The 20,391-nt window shown below is 42.4% G+C and carries 21 protein-coding genes; 12 read left to right on the top strand and 9 right to left on the bottom strand.

Annotated elements, in window-relative coordinates; genetic code table 11:
• Positions 1 to 23: 23 nt before the first annotated feature.
• Positions 24 to 1,427, bottom strand: coding sequence for a GABA permease (gene gabP / locus WD019_RS11945; RefSeq protein WP_425711635.1), 1,404 nt, complete (start codon positions 1,425 to 1,427; stop codon positions 24 to 26).
• 271 nt (positions 1,428 to 1,698) lie between these two features.
• Here gabP and WD019_RS11940 point away from each other — a divergent pair, with 271 nt between their 5' ends.
• On the top strand, positions 1,699 to 2,085 hold the full coding sequence (locus WD019_RS11940; RefSeq protein ID WP_026677940.1) for a hypothetical protein: 387 nt from the start codon (positions 1,699 to 1,701) through the stop codon (positions 2,083 to 2,085).
• A 347-nt stretch (positions 2,086 to 2,432) separates the two neighbouring features.
• On the opposite strand, the gene WD019_RS11935 is transcribed toward WD019_RS11940, so the two are convergent.
• The 3 genes from WD019_RS11935 to WD019_RS11925 form a co-directional block, all read right to left on the bottom strand.
• Entirely contained in the window at positions 2,433 to 3,773 is a 1,341-nt protein-coding gene (locus WD019_RS11935) for an aspartate aminotransferase family protein (RefSeq protein WP_026677941.1), read from the bottom strand.
• 91 nt (positions 3,774 to 3,864) lie between these two features.
• Entirely contained in the window at positions 3,865 to 5,322 is a 1,458-nt protein-coding gene (locus WD019_RS11930) for a CoA-acylating methylmalonate-semialdehyde dehydrogenase (RefSeq protein WP_425711634.1), read from the bottom strand.
• A 286-nt stretch (positions 5,323 to 5,608) separates the two neighbouring features.
• Positions 5,609 to 6,112 (bottom strand): DinB family protein, encoded by a 504-nt coding sequence (locus WD019_RS11925; protein WP_026677943.1) that lies wholly within the window; start codon positions 6,110 to 6,112, stop codon positions 5,609 to 5,611.
• Positions 6,113 to 6,347: 235 nt separating this feature from the next.
• On the opposite strand from WD019_RS11925, the gene WD019_RS11920 reads away from it, so the two are divergent.
• The gene (locus tag WD019_RS11920; RefSeq protein WP_051291469.1) at positions 6,348 to 6,647 is read left to right on the top strand and encodes a hypothetical protein; all 300 of its coding nucleotides are present in this window, start codon (positions 6,348 to 6,350) and stop codon (positions 6,645 to 6,647) included.
• Positions 6,648 to 6,836: 189 nt separating this feature from the next.
• Positions 6,837 to 7,520 carry a serine/threonine protein kinase gene (locus WD019_RS11915; protein WP_154657975.1) on the top strand — a complete coding sequence of 228 codons (684 nt, stop codon included), beginning with the start codon at positions 6,837 to 6,839 and terminating at the stop codon, positions 7,518 to 7,520.
• Between the two features lie 8 nt (positions 7,521 to 7,528).
• On the opposite strand, the gene WD019_RS11910 is transcribed toward WD019_RS11915, so the two are convergent.
• Complete coding sequence (locus tag WD019_RS11910; RefSeq protein WP_051291470.1) at positions 7,529 to 8,449, bottom strand: LysR family transcriptional regulator; 921 nt, start codon at positions 8,447 to 8,449, stop codon at positions 7,529 to 7,531.
• Positions 8,450 to 8,563: 114 nt separating this feature from the next.
• Here WD019_RS11910 and trxA point away from each other — a divergent pair, with 114 nt between their 5' ends.
• Positions 8,564 to 8,887 (top strand): thioredoxin, encoded by a 324-nt coding sequence (gene trxA / locus WD019_RS11905; protein ID WP_026677945.1) that lies wholly within the window; start codon positions 8,564 to 8,566, stop codon positions 8,885 to 8,887.
• A gap of 170 nt (positions 8,888 to 9,057) precedes the next feature.
• Positions 9,058 to 10,527, top strand: a complete 1,470-nt coding sequence (locus WD019_RS11900) for a flavin monoamine oxidase family protein (RefSeq protein WP_026677946.1) — start codon at positions 9,058 to 9,060, stop codon at positions 10,525 to 10,527.
• Positions 10,528 to 10,578: 51 nt separating this feature from the next.
• On the opposite strand, the gene WD019_RS11895 is transcribed toward WD019_RS11900, so the two are convergent.
• Positions 10,579 to 10,704, bottom strand: a complete 126-nt coding sequence (locus tag WD019_RS11895) for a hypothetical protein (protein WP_281172190.1) — start codon at positions 10,702 to 10,704, stop codon at positions 10,579 to 10,581.
• A gap of 196 nt (positions 10,705 to 10,900) precedes the next feature.
• Here WD019_RS11895 and pfkA point away from each other — a divergent pair, with 196 nt between their 5' ends.
• The 3 genes from pfkA (at position 10,901) to glaH (ending at position 14,123) form a co-directional block, all read left to right on the top strand.
• Positions 10,901 to 11,860, top strand: coding sequence for a 6-phosphofructokinase (gene pfkA, locus WD019_RS11890; RefSeq protein WP_026677947.1), 960 nt, complete (start codon positions 10,901 to 10,903; stop codon positions 11,858 to 11,860).
• 171 nt (positions 11,861 to 12,031) lie between these two features.
• Complete coding sequence (locus WD019_RS11885) at positions 12,032 to 12,889, top strand: class II fructose-bisphosphate aldolase (RefSeq protein WP_026677948.1); 858 nt, start codon at positions 12,032 to 12,034, stop codon at positions 12,887 to 12,889.
• A 298-nt stretch (positions 12,890 to 13,187) separates the two neighbouring features.
• Entirely contained in the window at positions 13,188 to 14,123 is a 936-nt protein-coding gene (gene glaH, locus WD019_RS11880) for a glutarate dioxygenase GlaH (protein ID WP_425711633.1), read from the top strand.
• 117 nt (positions 14,124 to 14,240) lie between these two features.
• Here the strand turns inward: glaH and WD019_RS11875 are convergent, their stop codons facing one another.
• Positions 14,241 to 14,687 (bottom strand): MerR family transcriptional regulator, encoded by a 447-nt coding sequence (locus tag WD019_RS11875; RefSeq protein WP_051291471.1) that lies wholly within the window; start codon positions 14,685 to 14,687, stop codon positions 14,241 to 14,243.
• A gap of 74 nt (positions 14,688 to 14,761) precedes the next feature.
• The gene (locus tag WD019_RS11870) at positions 14,762 to 15,280 is read right to left on the bottom strand and encodes a CBS domain-containing protein (RefSeq protein WP_425711632.1); all 519 of its coding nucleotides are present in this window, start codon (positions 15,278 to 15,280) and stop codon (positions 14,762 to 14,764) included.
• A gap of 203 nt (positions 15,281 to 15,483) precedes the next feature.
• On the opposite strand from WD019_RS11870, the gene WD019_RS11865 reads away from it, so the two are divergent.
• Positions 15,484 to 15,747 (top strand): hypothetical protein, encoded by a 264-nt coding sequence (locus tag WD019_RS11865; protein ID WP_425711631.1) that lies wholly within the window; start codon positions 15,484 to 15,486, stop codon positions 15,745 to 15,747.
• Positions 15,748 to 15,763: 16 nt separating this feature from the next.
• On the opposite strand, the gene WD019_RS11860 is transcribed toward WD019_RS11865, so the two are convergent.
• The gene (locus WD019_RS11860; RefSeq protein ID WP_425711630.1) at positions 15,764 to 16,987 is read right to left on the bottom strand and encodes a helix-turn-helix domain-containing protein; all 1,224 of its coding nucleotides are present in this window, start codon (positions 16,985 to 16,987) and stop codon (positions 15,764 to 15,766) included.
• 449 nt (positions 16,988 to 17,436) lie between these two features.
• On the opposite strand from WD019_RS11860, the gene sipW reads away from it, so the two are divergent.
• The 3 genes from sipW to WD019_RS11845 all read left to right on the top strand — a co-directional run bounded on the left by sipW (position 17,437) and on the right by WD019_RS11845 (position 20,386).
• Positions 17,437 to 18,012: a signal peptidase I SipW gene (gene sipW, locus WD019_RS11855; protein WP_425711629.1), complete on the top strand. Its 576-nt coding sequence runs from the start codon at positions 17,437 to 17,439 to the stop codon at positions 18,010 to 18,012.
• A gap of 73 nt (positions 18,013 to 18,085) precedes the next feature.
• Positions 18,086 to 18,679 carry a CalY family protein gene (locus WD019_RS11850; RefSeq protein ID WP_026676319.1) on the top strand — a complete coding sequence of 198 codons (594 nt, stop codon included), beginning with the start codon at positions 18,086 to 18,088 and terminating at the stop codon, positions 18,677 to 18,679.
• A 72-nt stretch (positions 18,680 to 18,751) separates the two neighbouring features.
• Positions 18,752 to 20,386 (top strand): M4 family metallopeptidase, encoded by a 1,635-nt coding sequence (locus tag WD019_RS11845; protein ID WP_425711628.1) that lies wholly within the window; start codon positions 18,752 to 18,754, stop codon positions 20,384 to 20,386.
• Positions 20,387 to 20,391: the final 5 nt, after the last annotated feature.

Below are 20,391 nucleotides of genomic sequence, written 5' to 3'. Positions count from 1 at the left end.
GGAAGAACGCTTCTGCGTTTTTCCTATGCCTTTGTCTGCTGATGCTGTTTTTGGCCGACATTGGCTTTTTTAGGATTAAACAAGAAATAGATACCGATCACAATGACCGCGATGAGCAATGTAAGGTAAAGCTGTGAACGCATGGATTCGATAAAGGCCATTGATCCAAGAATGACGAGAATGACAGCGATGGTGACATATGTTAAATACGGAAACAGCCACATTTTGATTTTAATTTGCTCCGGATTTTCTTTCTCTAGCCGATATCTCATACGCAGCTGTGAAAAACAGATAACGAGATAGACAAGAAGAGCGACGGCGCCTGATGAATTCACTAAAAATAGGAAAACTTTATCGGGTGATACGTAATTCATGACGACGGCAATATATCCGAAAAACGTGCTTGCTAAAATCGTCCGGACGGGAACCCCTTTGCGATTTAACGTAAGAAAGCTTTTTGGAGCATCCCCTTTTTGCGCAAGCGCATAGAGCATGCGGGAACAGGTGTACAATCCCGAATTTAAACAGGATAGAACGGCTGTCAGAACGATAAAGTTCATAATTTGAGCCGCTGCCGGGACGCCGATTTTTTCTAAAACGGCAACGTACGGGCTTTTTAAAATGCTTGCTGAATCCCATGGCAACAGTGTAACGACAACGGCAATCGAGCCTACATAAAAAATGAGGATACGCCAGATCACGCTGTTTGTGGCCTGGGAAATCGCTTTTTGCGGCTGGGCAGATTCGGCTGCGGCGATTGTCACGATTTCTGTTCCCATAAAGGAAAAGATGACGACGACAACGCCTAACAGGATGGACCCGGGACCCTTTGGCATAAAGCCTCCATGGGCGGTCAAATTAGAAAAGCCTGCGCCGTGCCCTGGAATAAGGCCAAAAATAACCGCAGCCCCCATCAGCAAGAAAACAATAATGCTGACAACCTTAATCATCGAAAACCAGTACTCAAATTCGCCGAATGACTTAACAGAGTAGACGTTTGTAAGCGTTAACAAAACGGTTAAAACTAAACAGGTAAACCATAACGGTACGTCAGGCAGCCAGTATTGAATGATGCCGGCTCCGGCTGTTGCTTCAATGGCGACAACCACAACCCAGAAAAACCAATATAGCCAGCCGATCGTAAATCCTGCCCATGGTCCAATCGCTTCACGCGCATATTCGGCAAAGGATCCGCTCGCTGGGTGTGCGGCGGCCATTTCTCCAAGCATTCTCATGACGACGACAACCATCGCGCCAGCAAGAATGTAAGAAAGAATAGCTCCGGGTCCTGTTGAATGAATGACAGCGCCGCTTCCGACAAATAGACCGGCACCAATGACGCCGCCAATCGCAATCATCGACATATGGCGCGTTTTCAACCCTTTTTGTAATGTGTTCTCATTCATTGCCACAACTGTTCCCTCCATTTCTAGTTTAACCTAGTAGAAAAATGAAGTGCTACTACTATAGTAACATTAATTTTACAACATTCTAAAAATACAGACACTAGTCATAATGTAAACTTTTAATCGCAGTTTTTTTGACAAATTGTAAAATAAGCATGTGATTTAATAAAAGGTTATAAGCACAAGGGCTCACTTCCCAAAATTAAATTTGATTACATAGAACCATTCACGAAACCATTCCAAAAGGCTACAATTTAGAAGTCGATGAAACTAAAGCGAAGGAGGAATTGACATGATGAAATGGAAGTTGCCATTGATTGCGATGTTCGTTTTTGTTCTGGTTTTTTTGCCTGTATCTAGCGCTCTCGCATATTCTGACACCTTTGTCTATGATTTTGACACGAACTTAAGGAGCAAAGACCGGACACTGAAAACGTTTAATGATGCAACAATTACGTTCCATTCTGTCAAATGCAGGAAAGGCCACTATATGACAGTAACCGTAAAACATAATGTTTCCTGGGGGCGTGACTCATTATTGGCAAAAAAGAAAATACCGGAATGCGGAGGAACGGTCGGGCCATTTGGACATGATAAAAATACACCTGTTTATTTTATCATTTCAAAGCCACATGACGGCTATTGGGTCCGGGGAACGGGAACGATAAAAACGAAATAAAGGCTCCAGGCACAAAAACACTTGTTTCCTCAAGCCAGAGCCTGATGTACGGTTTCTTGATCATTTTCATTGTTTGATAGAATCAGGGTCGGTGGAAACATAAAAAGAGCGGATATTACCCGCTCTTTTTATGTTTCCATTTCTTTTGTGTGTGTTCGAAAAACGTTTCGGAGCCTTGCCTTCATTTCGATCCACATTTCATGTTTTACCGCGTTGTCAAAGAAAACAAATGACGGATCTATTCCAAACTATTAGCAAATTTATACATTGCTTGAAGGGTGTTTATCTAACGCCAAATGAATCAAGAAAAAAACACGTTTCGGAGAGGAAACGTGTTTTATCTGAACCTATAATTGGGCAAAGCTTTCCTTTATTGTTTTAACAATGAAGGAGAAGTCGTCTTCGGTAATGCTTAATGGCGGGGCGAGCTGCAGGATGTTATTGAAGCCAGCAACAGTGTCGCCGTTTTTTCCGATAATGAGCCCTTTTTCTTTGCAAAGGCCAATAGCTTTGTTCATTTTATCAATCGATGCCGGTTCCTTCGTCTCTTTGTTTTCTACAAGCTCAATTCCGATAAGCAGGCCCCTTCCGCGAACATCGCCGACATCCGGGTGGTCCTTTAGTTCGGCAAGCTCATTTAATAGCCGTTTGCCTAACTCTTTTGAACGTTCTACTAGTTTTTCATTTTCCATGATTTCGAGATTTTTCAAGGCAAGGGCGCAGGCGGCCGGATTTCCGCCAAATGTGTTGACATGGCGGAAGTGGTCATATGCGCCGCTTCCAGAGTACGCTTCATAAATTTCCCGTTTGACGGCAGTAGCGGACAGCGGGAGGTAGGCGCTCGTAATTCCTTTTGCCATTGTAATGATGTCAGGTTTGACCTCATAGTTCATAAAGCCAAACTTCTCGCCCGTTCGTCCGAATCCGCAAATGACTTCATCGCAAATAAGGAGTGCGCCGTGCTTCTCGCAATATTCTTTTACCTTTTTCATGTAGCCGTCAGGAGGCATTAAGATTCCGCCGCCCGTAATGATCGGCTCCATAATGACTCCAGCGATTGTTTCGCTTAATTCCCATGTCATGACGCGGTCGATTTCAGCGGCGCTTGAGAGGGTATGAACGTCTTCTGGATTTCGGTACGTGTCAGGCGGTGCGACATGAATGAATCCCATACTGAGCGGTTCATATTTATATTTTCTTTGCGCCTGGCCGGTTGCGCTAAGCGCACCCATCGAGTTGCCGTGGTACGCGCGGTAGCGGGAAATAAACTTATAGCGTCCATGATCCCCATTTTGCTGGTGGTATTGACGGACAATTTTAAATGCGGTTTCATTCGCTTCTGAGCCGCTGTTAGAGAAGAAAATGACATAATCGCCGCCAAGCCATTCATTCAGCTTTTCAGCCAGTTTAATTGCCGGAACATGGCTCTGGGTTAATGGGAAGTAGGGCATTTCTTTAAGTTGTTCGTACGCCGCTTCAGCAAGTTCGGTTCGTCCGTAGCCGACATTGACGCACCAGAGGCCGGACATTCCATCTAAATAGCGGTTTCCGTCACTGTCGGTCACCCATGCCCCTTCTGCTTTTTGGATGACGAGATTAGCAGGATTGGGTGCGGAGCCTTTCATCGAATGCCAGAGGTACTTCGCGTCCTTTGCCAGAAGCTCTTTCGTTTGGTCAGTCGCTTGCATGATCATCAACTCCGTTCTTTTTATTCACGTATGGATAACCGGAATCGGCGATTCGCCGATTCCAATCCACAAGATTGCTAGAATAATTTTGTTAATATCTTGCAGTTAACATTTTCTTGCGTGTATAGAATTCTACTCCGTCGCGTCCATTCGTATGAAGGTCGCCATAGAACGATTTCTTATAGCCGGAGAATGGGAAGAAGGCCATTGGCGCAGGAACCCCGATATTAATGCCAAGCATGCCTGCATCTATTTCTTCACGGAATTCACGGATCGCTTTTGCGCTATCGGTATAAAGACAGGCGCCGTTCGCGAATTCGGATTGGTTTGTAATTTCAATGGCTTCTTGAAGGCTATTGGCGCGAACGATGGATAAAACAGGGGCGAAAATTTCATCTTGCCAAATTTTCATTCCCGGTTTTACGTGATCGAAAAGGGTAGGACCGACAAAGTAGCCGTTTTCGTTGTCTCCTTCACGTCTGCCGTCACGGACAAGAGTTGCCCCCTCTTTTTCACCAATGTCAATGTAATCGATCGTCCGTTTTTTATGCGCATCGCGGATAACTGGTCCAAGGAACACCTCTTCATCCATGCCATTGCCCATTTTGATTTCATCCGCTGCTTGTTTTAACCTGCTGACTAATTCATCGCCTATGTCTCCAACGGCGACGACAACAGATGCCGCCATACAGCGTTCGCCTGCAGAACCGAATGCAGCGCCGATAATATTTTTAACCGCATTGTCTAAATCGGCGTCCGGGAGAACGATGGAATGGTTTTTCGCGCCAGAAAGCGCCTGTACTCGTTTTCTGTTAGCTGCGGCAGTTTTGTAAACATACTCGGCGACCGGCTGGGACCCAACGAAAGATACGGCTGCCACATCTTTATGTTCAAGAATGCCGTTTACGACATCGTGAGCCCCATGCACTATGTTAAGGACGCCGTCAGGAAGCCCTGCTTGCTTGAAGAGTTCAGCGAGGCGATTGGCCAATAGCGGCGTGCGCTCAGACGGCTTTAAGACAAATGTATTTCCGCATGCAATCGCGAGTGGAAACATCCAGCAAGGAACCATCATCGGAAAGTTAAACGGCGTGATCCCGCCAACGACGCCGATTGGGTAGCGATACATTCCGGATTCAAGATCGGTTGCAATGTCAGGAAGTTGTGTGCCCATCATTAAAGTCGGTGCCCCTGCGGCAAATTCAACGCATTCAATCCCGCGCTGTACTTCTCCGTAAGCTTCGCCATAACTTTTTCCGTTTTCTAACGTTACAAGCTCAGCTAGTTCCTCCCAGTTTTCAACGAGGAGCTGTTGAAAGCGGAAGAGGATGCGAGCGCGTTTTGGAACGGCGACCTTTTTCCATGTTTTAAACGCTTCTTTCGCACTAGCGACGGCTTTGTCCAAATCTTCTCTTGTGGAAATGGGGACACGGGCGATCACTTCGCCTGTCGCAGGATTTGGAACTTCTTCTGACTGTTTGCCGGCCGATTCGACCCACTGTCCACCAATATAGTTTTTTAGAAGCTGTACATCTTTTGTTACAGTCATTGTAAAACCTCCCGGATTTAACGTTTTGAGTTCATTATAGTCCCTGTGATAAGCGCTTTCATTAGACAAAACGTTAAAAGATTTCTGAAGATTTCGCTACGTTTTGCCTACCGATGTGGAAAGCTGCACAAATTTTGGAGTCGGTGTGTTAACGAACACAAGGCAGTTCCAGATGTACAGCCGCTCTTTGCCTGGTCCAAACCAGGTAGAGAAGTCAACTATAAAAAAACCATCGCCCAATCACATGGCAATGGTTTTGTTGGTCGTTCATTGATATTGAATTTTTTTAAGATTTTGGCGTTTCCATGCCTAATACGGCCCACTCCTCTTTTGATGGGCCGTATATTCCGGGAACGGTTAAACCCGCTTGCCGCATGAGAACCGTCATTTGCCCGCGATGATGGGTTTGATGCTGATTTAAGTAAAGTAAAAGCACTCCTTTTGGCATTTGCTGTCCAAAAAAGTTGATGGATTCAGTCAGATCATGATCCGTCCATTGAGCCTTCAGCGATTGAATAAAGGCATCAGAAACTTTTTCGTAACTTTTGGCGATAAACTCAGCCGAATGAGGGACGGGCCAGTCTTTATCGGGCGCCTCAAAGGTAAGTCCCGCCTGTGATGAAATGACTTTAATTGCAGTCACGGTGTGCCATGCGATCCGTCCCAATGTCCAATTCTCCGGAGAGACTTCTTGATCAAGCGACTCGTCAGTTAATTGGTTGAGCACTTTCTTCGTGGCTTTAGCCTCGTAGTGCCAGGATTGGAAAAAGTCGTTCAATGACCGATACATTCTTTGCCTCCTTAAATTCAGAATAATGATTATTTCGCTTGCTTACCAAAAACTCCTTTTTTTCTTGGAACTTTAAAATTGAATATTGTTGAACGTCAATGGATGCAATAAATTGGCGAACGGTGATTCCGCAAAACAAATCCTTTTCCGACAAAATCACCCCGTACAATTCTGGACAAGGATATGTCACAATAATAGTAAGCAGACGTTCACAGCAAAAGCTAGGGGTGATGAAATGAACAACATTATTTCGTTTAAAGTGCTTTCCAGTTCAATTCCACTGCCGAAGATCATAAAGTTCCATGAGATTTGCCAGCAGTATCAAGACTGTACGGTTTATGTTTACAAGAATAAGGAAACGTGCATAGTAGAAAGTATGACGAAGTTGGTTTCATTTATTTTAAACCTCCGTGGCCGTGATTTTCTTGTGATCATTGAAGGGGAAGAAGTTAAAAGCGCTTATAGGGCGATTCAATCTCTTTTAAACGAAAAAGAAGAAGCGACGATTGCGGAAGAATGCGAACTGCTGAATTAAATAAAGGATATTGAACTAGCCGGGAAAACGAATTTCCCGGCTAGTTCTTCTTTCCGACCTTCTAAAAACATGAAACCTCTTCCTGTTTTGAACGTAATATGACTATAACTTCAAACAGAAGGCTAAAATAATGTTCACGTTTTAATATTTCATGAAACAAAGGATTTTTTTTAGGAAGGGTGTATGCCAATGGATTGGCGGCAGGTCGTTCCTCTCATTCAACGCATAAAAATTGAAGCCACTGAGGACAATGGTATAGTCCGGGTCAAAGAAGCCCCTTCCGAATTGACATGCATCGGCAAGGGAACGGATGCAGCCGTATTCGTCCATGACGAATTTCCGCGATATGCGTTTAAAGTTTATGCGATTGGCAGGGAAGAAAAGCGGAAAAATGAAGAAAAAGCGTACCGGCTATTAAAGGATAGCCCATATTTCCCCCGTTTTTATGGATCGGGAAAGTCTTATATTGTCATCAGCAATGAAAAAGGGATCAATTTGTATGACTGTTTAATTCGAGGAATTGAAATTCCGAAACACGTGATTGATGAAGTAGATCGGGCGATGGAGCATGCCCGTCATGTTGGCTTGAATCCTCGCGACGTTCATTTAAAAAATATTATTCTTCAAGGTGACCACGTGAAGCTGATTGACGTCTCTGAATATGTCAACCCGGGAAATGACCGAAGATGGGAGCATTTAAAGGAAGGGTATCAATTGTACTATCCATTAATCGCTTCACGAAAAATCCCCCCATCTGTTCTTGATTTTGTGAACAACCAGTATAAAAAACAGAAGTCTCCAACTTTTTCCGTTCAAAAGTTCGGCAAGCTCCTTCTGCCGCTTCTTTCAAAATTGCTGGAGGAAAGGGCGTAGCCGGAGAATCAAAAATTTTCTTTTTTTACAATGACGGAATGGTAGCTGTTGAATAGTTTGAGTGATAAATCTTTCGTAAATTCTTGCGCTTCATGGATAAAGGCAGAGACGACCGGCAACGTATACCTTGAAGCGCGAAATGCCAGGCCGACATTTTGATACACTTGCGGGTTCAAATAGGAGGCGGAGACTTTCGGCAATGTCGCGGGGATCGCCATTTCTGGCAAAATCGTATTCCCGACGCCCTCTTGCACCATTGCTAAAATGGTCGCAATGTCCCTGACTTCAAATTGGATGTTCGGCGCACATCCCTGTGCATTAAAGATGGAGCGAAGCACCCGGTCGCATTCTTTCGGCATAATAAAAGGCTCATGGGCGATCGTTTTTAACTCAAGGGAAGCCTTTCCGTTTGCCGGATGGTTTTCAGGCAAAAAAATGACCATTTTGTCCTGGACAAGCGGGACAAAGTCGAATTCTTGCATGTTTTCCGAGACGACCGCAAGATCAATGACCGATAGCTTTAACCAGTTTCGGAGCTCTTCAAAGCTCCCTTCGTAAAGAATGACTTCAATGCCGGGAAATCGTTTCTTGAATGAGCCGATCATCCCAGGCAATAATTTTGCAGACATGCTTGATATACCTCCGATGCGGATCGTCCCTGTTTCAAGTTCGGTGATACCGGCTGCCTCATTGATGATTTTAGTTTTGATGGCCATTAGTTCCCGAATAAGACCCGTGATTCGCTCTCCGACCTTTGTTAAGCTGACTCCCTTGCGATTCCGGTTTAATAATTTAACATTTAAGTCGGTTTCTAAAGCTGCAACGGCCTGGCTGACAGCGGACTGTGAAAGGCCGATTTGTTCTCCGGCTTTTGTAAAGCTTTTCGTTTCAACGACTGTTAAAAAAACTTCCAATTGAAATAATGTCATCGTTAGTTCTCCTGGAATTAGTTTTTCTTATGCTGTAAATTTAAAACATTAATTTTACTTATTCTAAAATGCGCCATATACTATTGTCAACGCTAAAGAAAAGGAGAGAGTCACATGGGTTTATTGCATGCCGATGGAGAAGGGATCTTGAAGGAAATCGAAACGAGCAAAACCGTGCTCATTGACTGCTGGGCGCCTTGGTGCGGTCCATGCCGAATGATCAACCCGATTCTTGAAGAGATCCATGAAGAATTAGGGGTAAAAATCGTTAAAGTAAATGCCGATGATAATGAGGACTTCATTAGCCGGCAACAAGTGCTTGGCATCCCGACGTTGCTACTTTTTAAAGATGGTCAGCTTGTTGACCGGATAACGGGATTCAGGCCAAAAGAGCAAATCATTGAATTTTTGAAGTCACACGAAGTTGTTGAGGTGTAAAGCATATGACCAGCTCTGGCGAAAGAGCTGGTTTTTTTATATGAAGTTTTTTAATTGCTATTCGCTTCCGAATGTGTACTTTCAACATAACGGCCATCCCGTTTGAATAGGATGATAACAATAAGAATCATCCTTCGGGTGAATTAAAGGAGAACGGTATGACTGCTCACATGCTTCCTCAATTAACACCCGCTCAAATGCTGTCGGTTATCGAAAAAGGGCTTCCAAAATCGCGAATTCCAAAACGCATCACCGTTGTTGGCGCGGGAATGTCAGGGCTTGTTGCGGCTTCTCTATTAAAAGGAGCGGGACACAGTGTCACGATTCTGGAAGCTTCAGAAAGAGTGGGCGGGCGCGTTTACACCATTCGCTCGCCTTTTAGCAGTGGGCTATATTTTAACGCAGGGGCCATGCGGATTCCCGACAGCCATTATTTGACCTTAGCCTATATTAAAAAATTTGGATTGCCCGTCAATGAATTTATTAATCGAACGCCAGTGGATTTGATTTACGTCAATGGTATAAAAACGAGACTCGATCATTATGAAAAAAATCCGGGCATATTAAACTTTCCCATTTTCCCAAATGAAATGGGAAAATCATCAGAAGAACTTTTGCTTTTAGCCATCAAGCCAATTCTTGATTTTATACGTAAAGATCCTCATAAAAATTGGCTTTTAGTCCAAAAAGAATTTGGCACCTATTCGTTAGGTTCATTTTTGAGCACCTATCATTATCAATATGGAACGACGTTTTCAGATGGGGCAATCGATATGATCGGTGTCCTTCTTGATCTGGAAGCTTATATGGGAATGTCCTTTCTTGAAGTATTGAGAGAAATGCCGTTATTTGCATATAAAAGCAAGTTTTATGAACTTACAGACGGGATGGATCGGCTGCCGCACGCGTTTCTCCCGCAATTAAAAGAGGATATTCGATTCAGGCAATGGATGACGAAAATCGTTCAAGACCAGACGAGTGTAACCATTTATACGAACGATCAGAAAACGTCACAGAATTTCACAATCACAAGTGATCTTGCCATTGTCACCATCCCTTTTTCTCTAATGAGATTTGTACAAATTCAGCCATACCAATCTTTTTCCTATTTTAAGAGAAAAGCGATTCGTGAACTGAATTATATGGCATCGACAAAGATCGGGCTTCAATTTAAAAGCAGGTTTTGGGAAAAGTACGGTCAATATGGCGGAAAGTCGATAACGGATTTGCCCATTCGGTTTTCCTATTATCCAAGCGTCGGGATCGGCTCAAGCGGGCCCGCCATTGTGATTGCCAGTTATACATGGGCGGATGAAGCGTTAACTTGGGAAGGATTATCAAACGATGAACGCGTTCGGCATGCCCTTCAAAACATGGCTCAGTTATTTGGGGATCAAGTCTATAAAGAGTTTGAAACAGGGACTTCGTTCAGCTGGACGGGAAATCCATATTCTTGCGGTGGGTTTACCGCTTTTGAACCGGGGCAGGAAACAGAGCTTTACCCTTATATTGCCTTGCCGGAAGGAAGAGTGCATTTTGCCGGAGAACATACAACTTTAACGCATGCCTGGATCCAGGGGGCAATTGAGTCCGGAATTCGCGTTGCTTATGAAGTCAATGATTTGCCGAGAGCTTTTTGAAAGTTTAAAGACGGGCCTTTAGTGTGTGCCCGTCTTTTTCTTTTAAACCGTTTAATTTTCATTCACAATTGCTTTAAATTCATCATCATCGTTAATTCTTGGATGGGGGGTATCGGTTTCAATTTCGCGAATCGTAGGTCGTTCAATTTCAATACTTGTTTTCTTGTCTTTTTTCATTGGTCAAACCTCCTTCAACTATTACAAATTCCTTTTCTGCCAGACCTATTCTATTGCAAAAATATTTACAATCCGTTCAACTATTCCTATAATTAAACTTATCGCTAGACGTCTGACTTCTTAAAGCAATGCAAGGATTTTTTCAACTGAAAAATGCCCATACTTTAAAACAAAGAATTGGAATGGAGGAAATATAGTGAAGAAGATCGCTGTTTTGACAAGCGGGGGTGACGCTCCGGGAATGAATGCTGCCATTCGCGCAGTCGTTCGAAGAGGCATTTTTAAAGGGCTTGATGTGTATGGCGTAAAGAATGGTTACGATGGATTGATGGCAGGCAATTTTGTTCATATGGATCTTGGCAGCGTAGGGGATATTATTCATCGCGGAGGAACGATTTTACGAAGCGCACGGAGTGAGAAGTTTAAGACAGAAGAAGGCCAAGAGCGTGCACTAGAAAAGCTGAAAGAAAAGGAGATTGACGGGCTCGTTGTCATCGGAGGAGACGGTTCCTTTAAAGGAGCGGAAAAATTAACCGCGAAAGGCTTTCCGACGATCGGCATTCCAGGAACGATTGACAATGATATTGCGGGTACGGACTACACCATAGGCTTTGATACCGCTGTTAACACGGCTGTCGATGCGATTGACAAAATTCGCGATACCGCTTTTTCTCATGAACGGACTTCGATCATTGAGGTGATGGGACGTGAGGCGGGAGACATCGCTTTATGGGCCGGTTTATGCGGCGGCGCTGAATCGATCATCATCCCGGAATCACCCTATAACATTGATGATATTGTTGACCGAATCGAGCAAGGACACCAGCGGGGGAAAATGCACAGCATTATCGTCGTAGCCGAAGGGGTATGTAAAGCCGAGGATATTAGCCAATTAATTAAAACGAAAACCGGTCTTGAAACAAGAGTAATCGTGCTTGGTTATCTTCAGCGCGGAGGCTCTCCCACTGCGCACGACCGCATGATGGGCAGCCAGATGGGGGCAAAAGCCGTTGATTTATTAGTAGAAGGAGAAAAAGGGGTAATGGTCGGTTGGAAAAAGGGCCAATTGATTCATTTACCTTTCGCTGAAGCGGCAAAGGACAAGCACCGGGTTGATATGTCCGTTTATCATCTGGCAAGAAGTCTATCGATATAGGAAGAGTAAAAATGCCAGGCATTATGTAGATCAAGAAAACCAATCTTTGAAATTTAGTTCAATAGCTTTTTTATAAACTTTATGGGACGTAATTTGTCTATCTGGGACATTTAATGTCCTTGTCGCCAAATAGACAATACTGACCGTTTCAATTTATAGGAGGAGAATCATATGGCTTTAGTCTCAATGAAAGAAATGTTAAATAAAGCGTTAAAAGAAGGGTATGCGGTAGGGCAGTTCAACATTAATAACCTGGAATGGACTCAGGCCATTTTAGCAGCGGCCGAGGAAGAGAAATCGCCGGTAATCCTCGGCGTTTCTGAAGGTGCGGCTCGTTATATGGGCGGCTTTAAAGTCGTGACTGCCATGACTGCAGCGCTTATCGAAGAAATGAAAGTGACAGTGCCTGTAGCGATTCATTTAGACCACGGCTCCAGTTTTGAAAAATGCCAGGCTGCGATTGATGCTGGCTTTACATCTGTCATGATCGACGCTTCCCATCACCCATTTGAAGAAAATGTGGCCATTACAAAGCGGGTCGTTGAATATGCCCATGAACGCGGCGTTTCGGTTGAAGCAGAGCTCGGAACGGTAGGCGGACAGGAAGATGATGTAGTTGCGGATGGGGTGATCTACGCGGATCCGAATGAGTGTGAAGAGCTTGTGAAGCGCACTGGAATTGATTGTCTTGCGCCTGCATTAGGCTCTGTCCACGGGCCATATAAAGGCGAACCGAAACTGGGCTTTAAAGAAATGGAACAAATTTGCCATACAACCGGCTTGCCGCTTGTATTACATGGCGGTACAGGCATTCCGACCGATCAAATTCAAAAGTCGATCCGATTAGGAACGGCAAAAATCAATGTCAACACGGAAAACCAGATTGCCTTTACGAAAGTCGTGCGTGAAGTATTAAGTGCTGACTCCGGCGTATATGATCCACGCAAATTTATCGGGCCAGGACGGGATGCGATTAAAGCGACTGTGATTGGCAAGATGCGCGAATTCGGTTCTTCCGGCAAAGCGTAAACCACTCTTTTCATAAACATTTAAAATTATCGAAAAAATGTATTGACAGGAGAACATTAAATTCATAGAATATAACTAATTCATTGCTACTAGAAAGGCAGCCCCTTTCAGTAACAGCAATGCAGACGCTTGAATTTAAAATAACAATAACTGTAAAGTCTATCGGACTTCCGCCAAGAAGCCGTTAGTAGACTATAGCCAGTTATATCATTTCCATTGGAATGGTATGGCTGGCTATTTTTTATTCCCTTTAAAGCGTTTGTGTGTTGCTGATTAAAGATTTAAGGAGGAAGGAACAATGAGTATGGTTCAAGAGAAAGTGAAGTCATTTGTAGGAAAGTATGAAACATTTGAGGTAAAGGAACATCCGCATCATCATCGCCTTTATCACATTGAACTTAAATCCGAAGCGCTCGATTTGTTTTTAGCCGGAAATGAAGAAGTGAATAGCCAGCAACTTGAATATGTCCCTTATATGCGCTTGATTTTAGCAAAGCGTTTAGAAACGATTCTTGGAGAAACATTTGCAAAAAACATCCGGGAAATCTTGCATGACCGCAATTCCGGCGGATTCACGATCGGGATGCAAAACCAAACGACAGAGGTCGAGGATTATATTAAATTTTCAACCGCATTGACACATCTTGTCGGCGGAGTGAATTTCGATGCGATGAGCGGCACGTATTATGCCAGGTTTTCCGTTAAGGATACGGACGATAGCGATTCGTATTTGCGCCAGGCTTATCGGCTATTTACGCTCCATACCGATGGGACATTTGTAGATGAACCGACTGATTGGCTTCTTATGATGAAGTTTGCGGAAGAAAATGCGGTTGGCGGAGAGTCCCGCTTGCTTCATCTCGACGATTGGGAAGAACTGGAGAAATTTGCTAACCATCCGCTGGCAACAACCCGAATCGAATACAAAGCGCCGGCAAGTAAAAATGTAACACAAACCGTTTACAATCAAACCTTTTATGAGCAAAACGGAAAGCCTTGCATTTGTTTCATAGACCAATTCGCTTACCCGCAAACATTGGAACAAGCGAGTTACTTAAAAGAACTCTCCGATTCAATGGAAAACAGTCCTGCGACAATTGCCCTGCCGCTTCCGGTTGGAGATTTGGTGATGATCAACAATACGTTCTGGCTGCACGGAAGAGCGCCGTTTGAAAAGAATCCAAAACTCTATCGTGAATTGCTCAGACAAAGAGGCCATTTTGCAAAGGTGTGAGCGGGGCGGGGAGGACATCTATTTAATGCAAAAACGCATTGTGACCGTTTGAATCTGTTTATAAAGAGATAAACGAACTTAAGCCTTTTATATTCACAAATGCCAGGAACCCAGCCACTATTCGTGAATGGGTTCTTGCAGCAATTGTTCCTTCATCTGCTCCGCTTTTTTCAGGCGGTTTAAAAAGGATTGCTCAATGACACGCAGCTTTTCTATTTTTTCTTGCGTTCCATTGATAATTTCTTGAAGCAGTTCTGTTGCTTCGTCTAAAATCTCTAGCTTTTCATCTGTCAGACCTGTTTTCTTATACGTACTTTCTAGCTCTTCTAAAGAAGCTTCCATCACTAATACCCGGTGAATCCCGTCAAGAGAAAGGCCAAGATTTTCTTTGATCCGTAAAATATGCTTTAACTGGCGAAGAACATGTTCATCATAGATTCGATGTCCTCCCGCTGTTCGCCTGGAGGGAGAGATTAAGCCAATCTCCTCATAATATCGCAAAGTTCTTGCGGTAATGCCGAGCATTTTTTTGACATCATCAACAGAATAAAATGTTTCACTCATTTCCAGCACTCCTCTTCTATATTGAGAAGTTGGTTACGCAGCGGGAAGTATGGCCCCCGCTATGTAACCTGATACTACTTTTCTTCCATTGTAACAAAATTTTTAACGACAGAGCGGACGACGTCTCCGCGGCTAATGATGCCAACAAGCAGTTGATCGCGAACGACAGGCACTTTTTTAATGTTCCGTTTTGCAAGCACATTCGCCACATGAACGAGACTATCTTCTTCCTTTACGGTTACCGTCTTTTTGACTCCGACATCTAACACATTTTTTTTGAAAACGTGAAGCGAATTGCGCTTAAATTCGTCTTTTTCTTCGCCCGTGGGCGTTTCATCGTCCAGTCTTTTCGGGTCGACCGCGTAATAATAGGCATAAAGAGAAATCCAGGAAGAAAAGCTTTTGTCGACATGTTTACCGAGAAAGCGCATAATGTCTCCATCACTGATGTATCCAACAAGATGATAGTTATCATCCACGATCGGCATTCCGCTAATCCGAAATTTTGCGAATTTCTCCAAAACCGTTTGCACATTATCATCTTTGTTTACAGTATAGACATTCTGAATCATAATATCTTTCACTCGCAACATCTCTTCCACCTCCGAAAATGATCGAAAAAGTTACGTTAACGTTAACTGTTAGTTATAGTATACTACAAAGTTTGAGAGCTAAACCAAAAAAATAGGTTTTACAGGAAAAAAACTGTACATTTGGACATACTATATACAAAAAGATTCGGATGGTGGATGAATTGGAGAAAATAAATAAACGGTTAAATCTCTGTTGGGAGGGATTGACGTTAAAACATGTATCTCATCCAGAAATCATTATTCCTTATATGCTATTCTTCATTCTTGCATTTATTTTTGAGCTGTTTTTGGCCGGTTTGTTCATCTTTTCTATTCATTTATTCCACATTTACGGCTACGCGCCAGGGGGACAATACTATATAACTGCTACAATTTTGGCCGCCATGATCATGATTACCGTTCCGCTGCTCATTGCAACGCTAAAAGGGCATAAAAACATTTTTCTCAAAAAGAAGCCCCGGTCTTGAACCGGATCGGTTTTGCCTATCTAGCAATCAACGTTTGCGCGATGCTAAGCGCTTTATGGAGTTGCCCGGTTTTGGAGTAATAATCAAAAAGTTCTCTTTCAGATCGTTCGGCTAAGAACGTGTGGCCATACGTTTTAAAAAAAGGCAGCGCTTTTTCGCTTAAATAGTGAAAGTACTGGTCCTGTTCGTTTTTGATTAAAAATAGCGGAAGTGTAAGAAGGTAAATATATAGCGGATCTTTCAATTCCCGGGCAATCGTCAATCCCTCGGTCGCAAGTTCTAATAGTTCATCATTGTTTTTTAGTCGGCCTTTTATTAAACTTCGCAAATATCCTTCTAAAGACATTAAGTATTTTCCGGAATTTTTTTTCTTAAGGTTCATCGATTCTTTATAATGTTTGCTTGCTTTCTCATATTCTTTTCTTATGTAGTACTCATACGCTAAATTATGAAAGACCCTTGCCTTTTTCGCATGTGCTGACATGAGGTCGCAGCTTTTTATCAGCAGTTTATATCGTTTCAGCCTCTCTTCAAAATTATTATCCGAGTCCCCTTGTTGAAGAATTAATATTAGTATTTCTGCATCAATAATTCCTAAAAAATTATTGCTTCTTTTGAAAAAGTGCAGCGCCTCTTCCGCATAGTAATAGGCCATATGTTGAGCATTAGAATGATAGGCGATCGCCAGGTGAAAATAATACTCTGCGTTTTGGTATTCATTAAAGTTGATCGCATTTAATGCTTCTAGAGCATTTTGAAATTCTTGTTTCTTTAAGAAGTAGATCCCGATGACATGTTGAAGAAAGTTTCTTTCAAATGGCGGTAGCCTTTTGTGTCTTTTGCGTAGCTTTTTTATGATGGTGAAGGCTTTCATATCATCTTGATGCAGAAGATAGTATCTTGCCTGAAGGATGTTGTAGAGAATTTGATAGTCAGAAATGACGATTAACGGTTCATTGTCAAGTTCATTTTTGATCGTTTCGATTTCTTGTGATCTTTGCATAATGATTGCTTCATGCCAGCAATATAGCTTTTCTTTAATTTGGGAAAGAACGTATTTTTCTTGCTTAATGCTGATACCGAGCCGCTCTTCTAGAAGTTTGACAAGATTGGGAGAAAATTCCGTCAATCCTCGTTCAATTTTGCTAATGTGTGTAGCAGAACAAATGCCTCTTCCGAGTTGTTCCTGAGTTAATTTAGCCTTCTCCCGATAAAATTTAATGATTCTCCCATCATGCAAAAGAAATCCCCCCTTGAAAAAGACCTGTTTTTATCTTAGAGATTGAAAATACTGTTATTATTTCCTTTATTTTTTATTCTTTCATTATACATTGTGGAAATCTTTGGAGACAGGTTCAAAAGACCTATTCGTTTAGAAGGATGGTAAAACGAAGCTTTTTTTATTTTACCGAAATTTTTTCGACACGTTTTATTGCAACTTTGCGAAAAAAGTCGATTCTCCGTAAAAATGGGGGATTTTTAAATGCTTTTAGAAGCGATTAAAGTAGGGCGCTATGTCAATAGAATGTACTTTTAATAGTTTTATCTAAGCCCCGTTATGGATAACAATTTAAACTTAGCAACAAATAACCCCAATTTACAATTTTGGGAATAGAAGTTTACTATAGCATATATAAGTTCTTTTGAAAGAACGAATTTGTTCTATAAAAAGTTGGGTGGGGATTAAAAATGAAGAAAGTGTTGAAGCTTACAAGCGGTTTCGTCTCTATTATCATGATTGTCGTTTTCATTTGTCTTTCGGTTGTGGTCATTTCGGCGAAAGCAAGCGGCGGAGAGCCGACGATCATGGGCTATCAAGTTAAGACCGTACTTTCAGGATCGATGGAGCCGACGTTTATGACAGGCTCGATTATTGCCATACAGCCTAAAACCGATGGTGAAAACTATAAAAAAGGCGATATCATTACATTTCGTGAAAAGAACAATAAATTGATTACACACCGGATTATTGACGTTCAAAAAGTAAACGGGCAAGTAATGTACAAAACAAAAGGGGACAACAACAATGCGGCGGATAGGGAACTCGTTCTTTCACAAAACACCGTTGGTAAATATGTAAACTTCACCATACCTTACATTGGTTATCTATTAAACTATGCGAATACGAAAACGGGTTCAGCCCTTTTAATGATCGTCCCGGGAATTTTTCTTGTTATCTATTCAGTTGTTTCGATGTACAGCGCGATCAGAGAAATCGATGAGAACAAGAAAAAACTTGCAAGAGAAACGAGCCAGTCCATTTAAGGGATTATCTCTTATGCATTTTTAGTTAATACATAAGAGTTCCATAAAAACAATGAATGGGGAGGAAGTTAGGATGAACTTGAAAAAAAAGCTGGGCCTAAGCGTGATCACAGCATCACTCGGACTGTCTTTGATTGGGGGAGGGACGTATGCCTATTTTAACGACACAGAAGTGACGAACAACACCTTTGCTGCTGGTACGCTGGATTTGTCGCTTGATCCATCAACGATTATCGATGTAAGTAACCTTAAGCCAGGGGATACGATGAAGCGTGACTTTAAGTTGACAAATGGCGGCACCTTAAAAATTAAAACCGTCGATTTGAAAACCGAATATTCAGTAGGAGATGTGAAAGGGAACAACGGTTCTGAAGATCTCGGCAAGCATATTAAAGTGAAATTTTTGTGGAACTGGGATAAAGAAACTGAACCGATTTATGAAACGACGCTCTATAATCTGAAAAACATGAAACCTGATGTTGTGCAGAGGGATATTATTGACCCGTTATGGAAACAAAAGGGCGGTCTTGCTCCCGGGGCATCCAATGACTTATGGGTTCAATTTGAATTCGTCGATAACGGGAAAGATCAAAACGTGTTTCAGGGCGATGATTTGAAATTAAAGTGGACATTTAATGCGACGCAAACCGAAGGCGAAGAAAAATAATAGGTTGATAGCCTTCAAAAGAAATTCGAAAAGTGGTTAGTCTAAAAAATTTCTATAGGAGAGTGAGTTCATTTGAGAAAGAAATTGGCTTCTTCGACATTTGCTCTATCCATTGCGCTGGGGGCATTTGCCACAGGAGGAACAATGTCCTTTGCAAAAGAAAGCAAAATGGAGTACAACAAAAAATATGCCACTCCTTCTATCATGATCGAAAACTGGAAGGCACCAAAAGGGCTAACAAAAAAAGAAGTGGCGTATGCCTGCCTTAAGCACAAAAGCAAGCAATTGAAATTAAACGGAGATATGAAGAAAAATTTTAAAGTGGTGAAAGAAGTTGCAGATAAGAAAACAGGCACCCATCACTTCCGCCTTGTCGAACAATTGAATGGTGTACCGATTTATGGTTCGGATCAAACGATTTCTCTGGATAAAAATAATCAAGTAACATCTTTCTTTGGACAAGTTGTGCCGGATTTAGAAGATAAGGATGTCTCTACGACAGCTTCAATCTCAGAAAAAGATGCTGAAAAAGTCGCCACAATAGACATTGAGAAGCAAGTGGGGGAAGTGGATCACTTTGATGGTGTTAGCAAAAAATTATATATTTATCAACATGATGGAAAAGACCATCTTGCCTATCTCGTGAAAGTTTCTTTGTCTGATCCAAAACCGGGATATTGGCATTACTTCGTCGACGCGACGAATGGAGAGATTATTAATAAATATAATGCCATTGACGAGATGACTGGATATGGCTACGGCGCAAAAGGAAATAAAGAAGTCTTTGAAATCTCGCAAAAAGCAGATGGAAAATATTTGTTGGCTGACCAAACGCGCGGAAATGGAATTAACACGTATGATGCGGAAAATTTTGATGAATTCTGGTTTAATATTTTGTCGCAGCTTTTAGGCTATACTGGACAGGAAATCACAAGTCAAAGCAAAATGTTTAAAGATTCTGCAGCGGTTGATGCCCATGTGAATGCTGAAAAAGTATACGATTATTATAAAAAGACATTTGATCGCAACTCTTTTGACAATAAAGGCGCAAAAATGATCTCGGCCATTCATGTAGGAAACAAATGGAACAATGCAGCATGGAATGGCAAGTTGATGATGTATGGCGATGGTGACGGAATTAATTATTCCAATTTTTCATCAGGCATTGACGTTATTGGACATGAACTTACACATGCGGTAACAGAATACACGGCGAATTTGGAATACCAGGGCGAATCAGGAGCGCTTAATGAGTCGTTATCCGATATAATGGGCGCAATGGTCGAACGGAAAAACTGGGACGTTGGGGAAGAGGTTTCCGTTTCTGGAAAGCCGCTTCGTTCAATGAGTGACCCGGCTTCGATTAAAAATCCATTGAAGCCTACAGAAGGATACCCGGATCATTACAGCAAGCTTTATAAAGGAACGCAGGACAATGGCGGCGTCCATATTAATAGTAGTATCAATAATAAAGCGGCTTACCTGATTTCTGAAGGCGGCACGCACTACGGAGTGACCGTTAAAGGGGTTGGGCGAGAAGCGACCGAACAAATCTATTATCGCGCGGTTTCCAAATATTTAACGTCCACCTCTAACTTCAAAATGATGCGCCAGGCTGCCATTCAAGCAGCGACCGACTTATATGGACCAAATTCGGCAGCCGTTCAAGCTGTGACAAAAGCATATGACGCTGTAGGCGTAAAATAGTGAGA

Source organism: Fictibacillus sp. Mic-4 (assembly GCF_049843615.1).
Taxonomy (GTDB): domain Bacteria; phylum Bacillota; class Bacilli; order Bacillales; family Fictibacillaceae; genus Fictibacillus_A; species Fictibacillus_A gelatini.
The sequence above is the reverse complement of the archived record's forward strand: the minus strand, read 5'-3'. Positions and strand labels throughout refer to the sequence as shown.

Excerpts from the sequence above, each read along its gene's own strand:
- gabP (WP_425711635.1), bottom strand. The coding sequence starts at position 1,427 with ATGGAGGGAACAGTTGTGGCAATGAATGAGAACACATTACAAAAAGGG.
- WD019_RS11915 (WP_154657975.1), top strand. The coding sequence starts at position 6,837 with ATGGATTGGCGGCAGGTCGTTCCTCTCATTCAACGCATAAAAATTGAA.
- WD019_RS11885 (WP_026677948.1), top strand. The coding sequence starts at position 12,032 with ATGGCTTTAGTCTCAATGAAAGAAATGTTAAATAAAGCGTTAAAAGAA.
- WD019_RS11850 (WP_026676319.1), top strand. The coding sequence starts at position 18,086 with ATGAACTTGAAAAAAAAGCTGGGCCTAAGCGTGATCACAGCATCACTC.
- WD019_RS11875 (WP_051291471.1), bottom strand. The coding sequence starts at position 14,687 with ATGAGTGAAACATTTTATTCTGTTGATGATGTCAAAAAAATGCTCGGC.
- WD019_RS11925 (WP_026677943.1), bottom strand. The coding sequence starts at position 6,112 with ATGTATCGGTCATTGAACGACTTTTTCCAATCCTGGCACTACGAGGCT.
- WD019_RS11940 (WP_026677940.1), top strand. The coding sequence starts at position 1,699 with ATGATGAAATGGAAGTTGCCATTGATTGCGATGTTCGTTTTTGTTCTG.
- WD019_RS11920 (WP_051291469.1), top strand. The coding sequence starts at position 6,348 with ATGAACAACATTATTTCGTTTAAAGTGCTTTCCAGTTCAATTCCACTG.
- WD019_RS11930 (WP_425711634.1), bottom strand. The coding sequence starts at position 5,322 with ATGACTGTAACAAAAGATGTACAGCTTCTAAAAAACTATATTGGTGGA.
- WD019_RS11910 (WP_051291470.1), bottom strand. The coding sequence starts at position 8,449 with ATGACATTATTTCAATTGGAAGTTTTTTTAACAGTCGTTGAAACGAAA.
- WD019_RS11895 (WP_281172190.1), bottom strand. The coding sequence starts at position 10,704 with ATGAAAAAAGACAAGAAAACAAGTATTGAAATTGAACGACCTACGATT.
- sipW (WP_425711629.1), top strand. The coding sequence starts at position 17,437 with ATGAAGAAAGTGTTGAAGCTTACAAGCGGTTTCGTCTCTATTATCATG.
- glaH (WP_425711633.1), top strand. The coding sequence starts at position 13,188 with ATGAGTATGGTTCAAGAGAAAGTGAAGTCATTTGTAGGAAAGTATGAA.
- WD019_RS11935 (WP_026677941.1), bottom strand. The coding sequence starts at position 3,773 with ATGCAAGCGACTGACCAAACGAAAGAGCTTCTGGCAAAGGACGCGAAG.
- WD019_RS11900 (WP_026677946.1), top strand. The coding sequence starts at position 9,058 with ATGCTTCCTCAATTAACACCCGCTCAAATGCTGTCGGTTATCGAAAAA.
- trxA (WP_026677945.1), top strand. The coding sequence starts at position 8,564 with ATGGGTTTATTGCATGCCGATGGAGAAGGGATCTTGAAGGAAATCGAA.
- WD019_RS11870 (WP_425711632.1), bottom strand. The coding sequence starts at position 15,280 with ATGTTGCGAGTGAAAGATATTATGATTCAGAATGTCTATACTGTAAAC.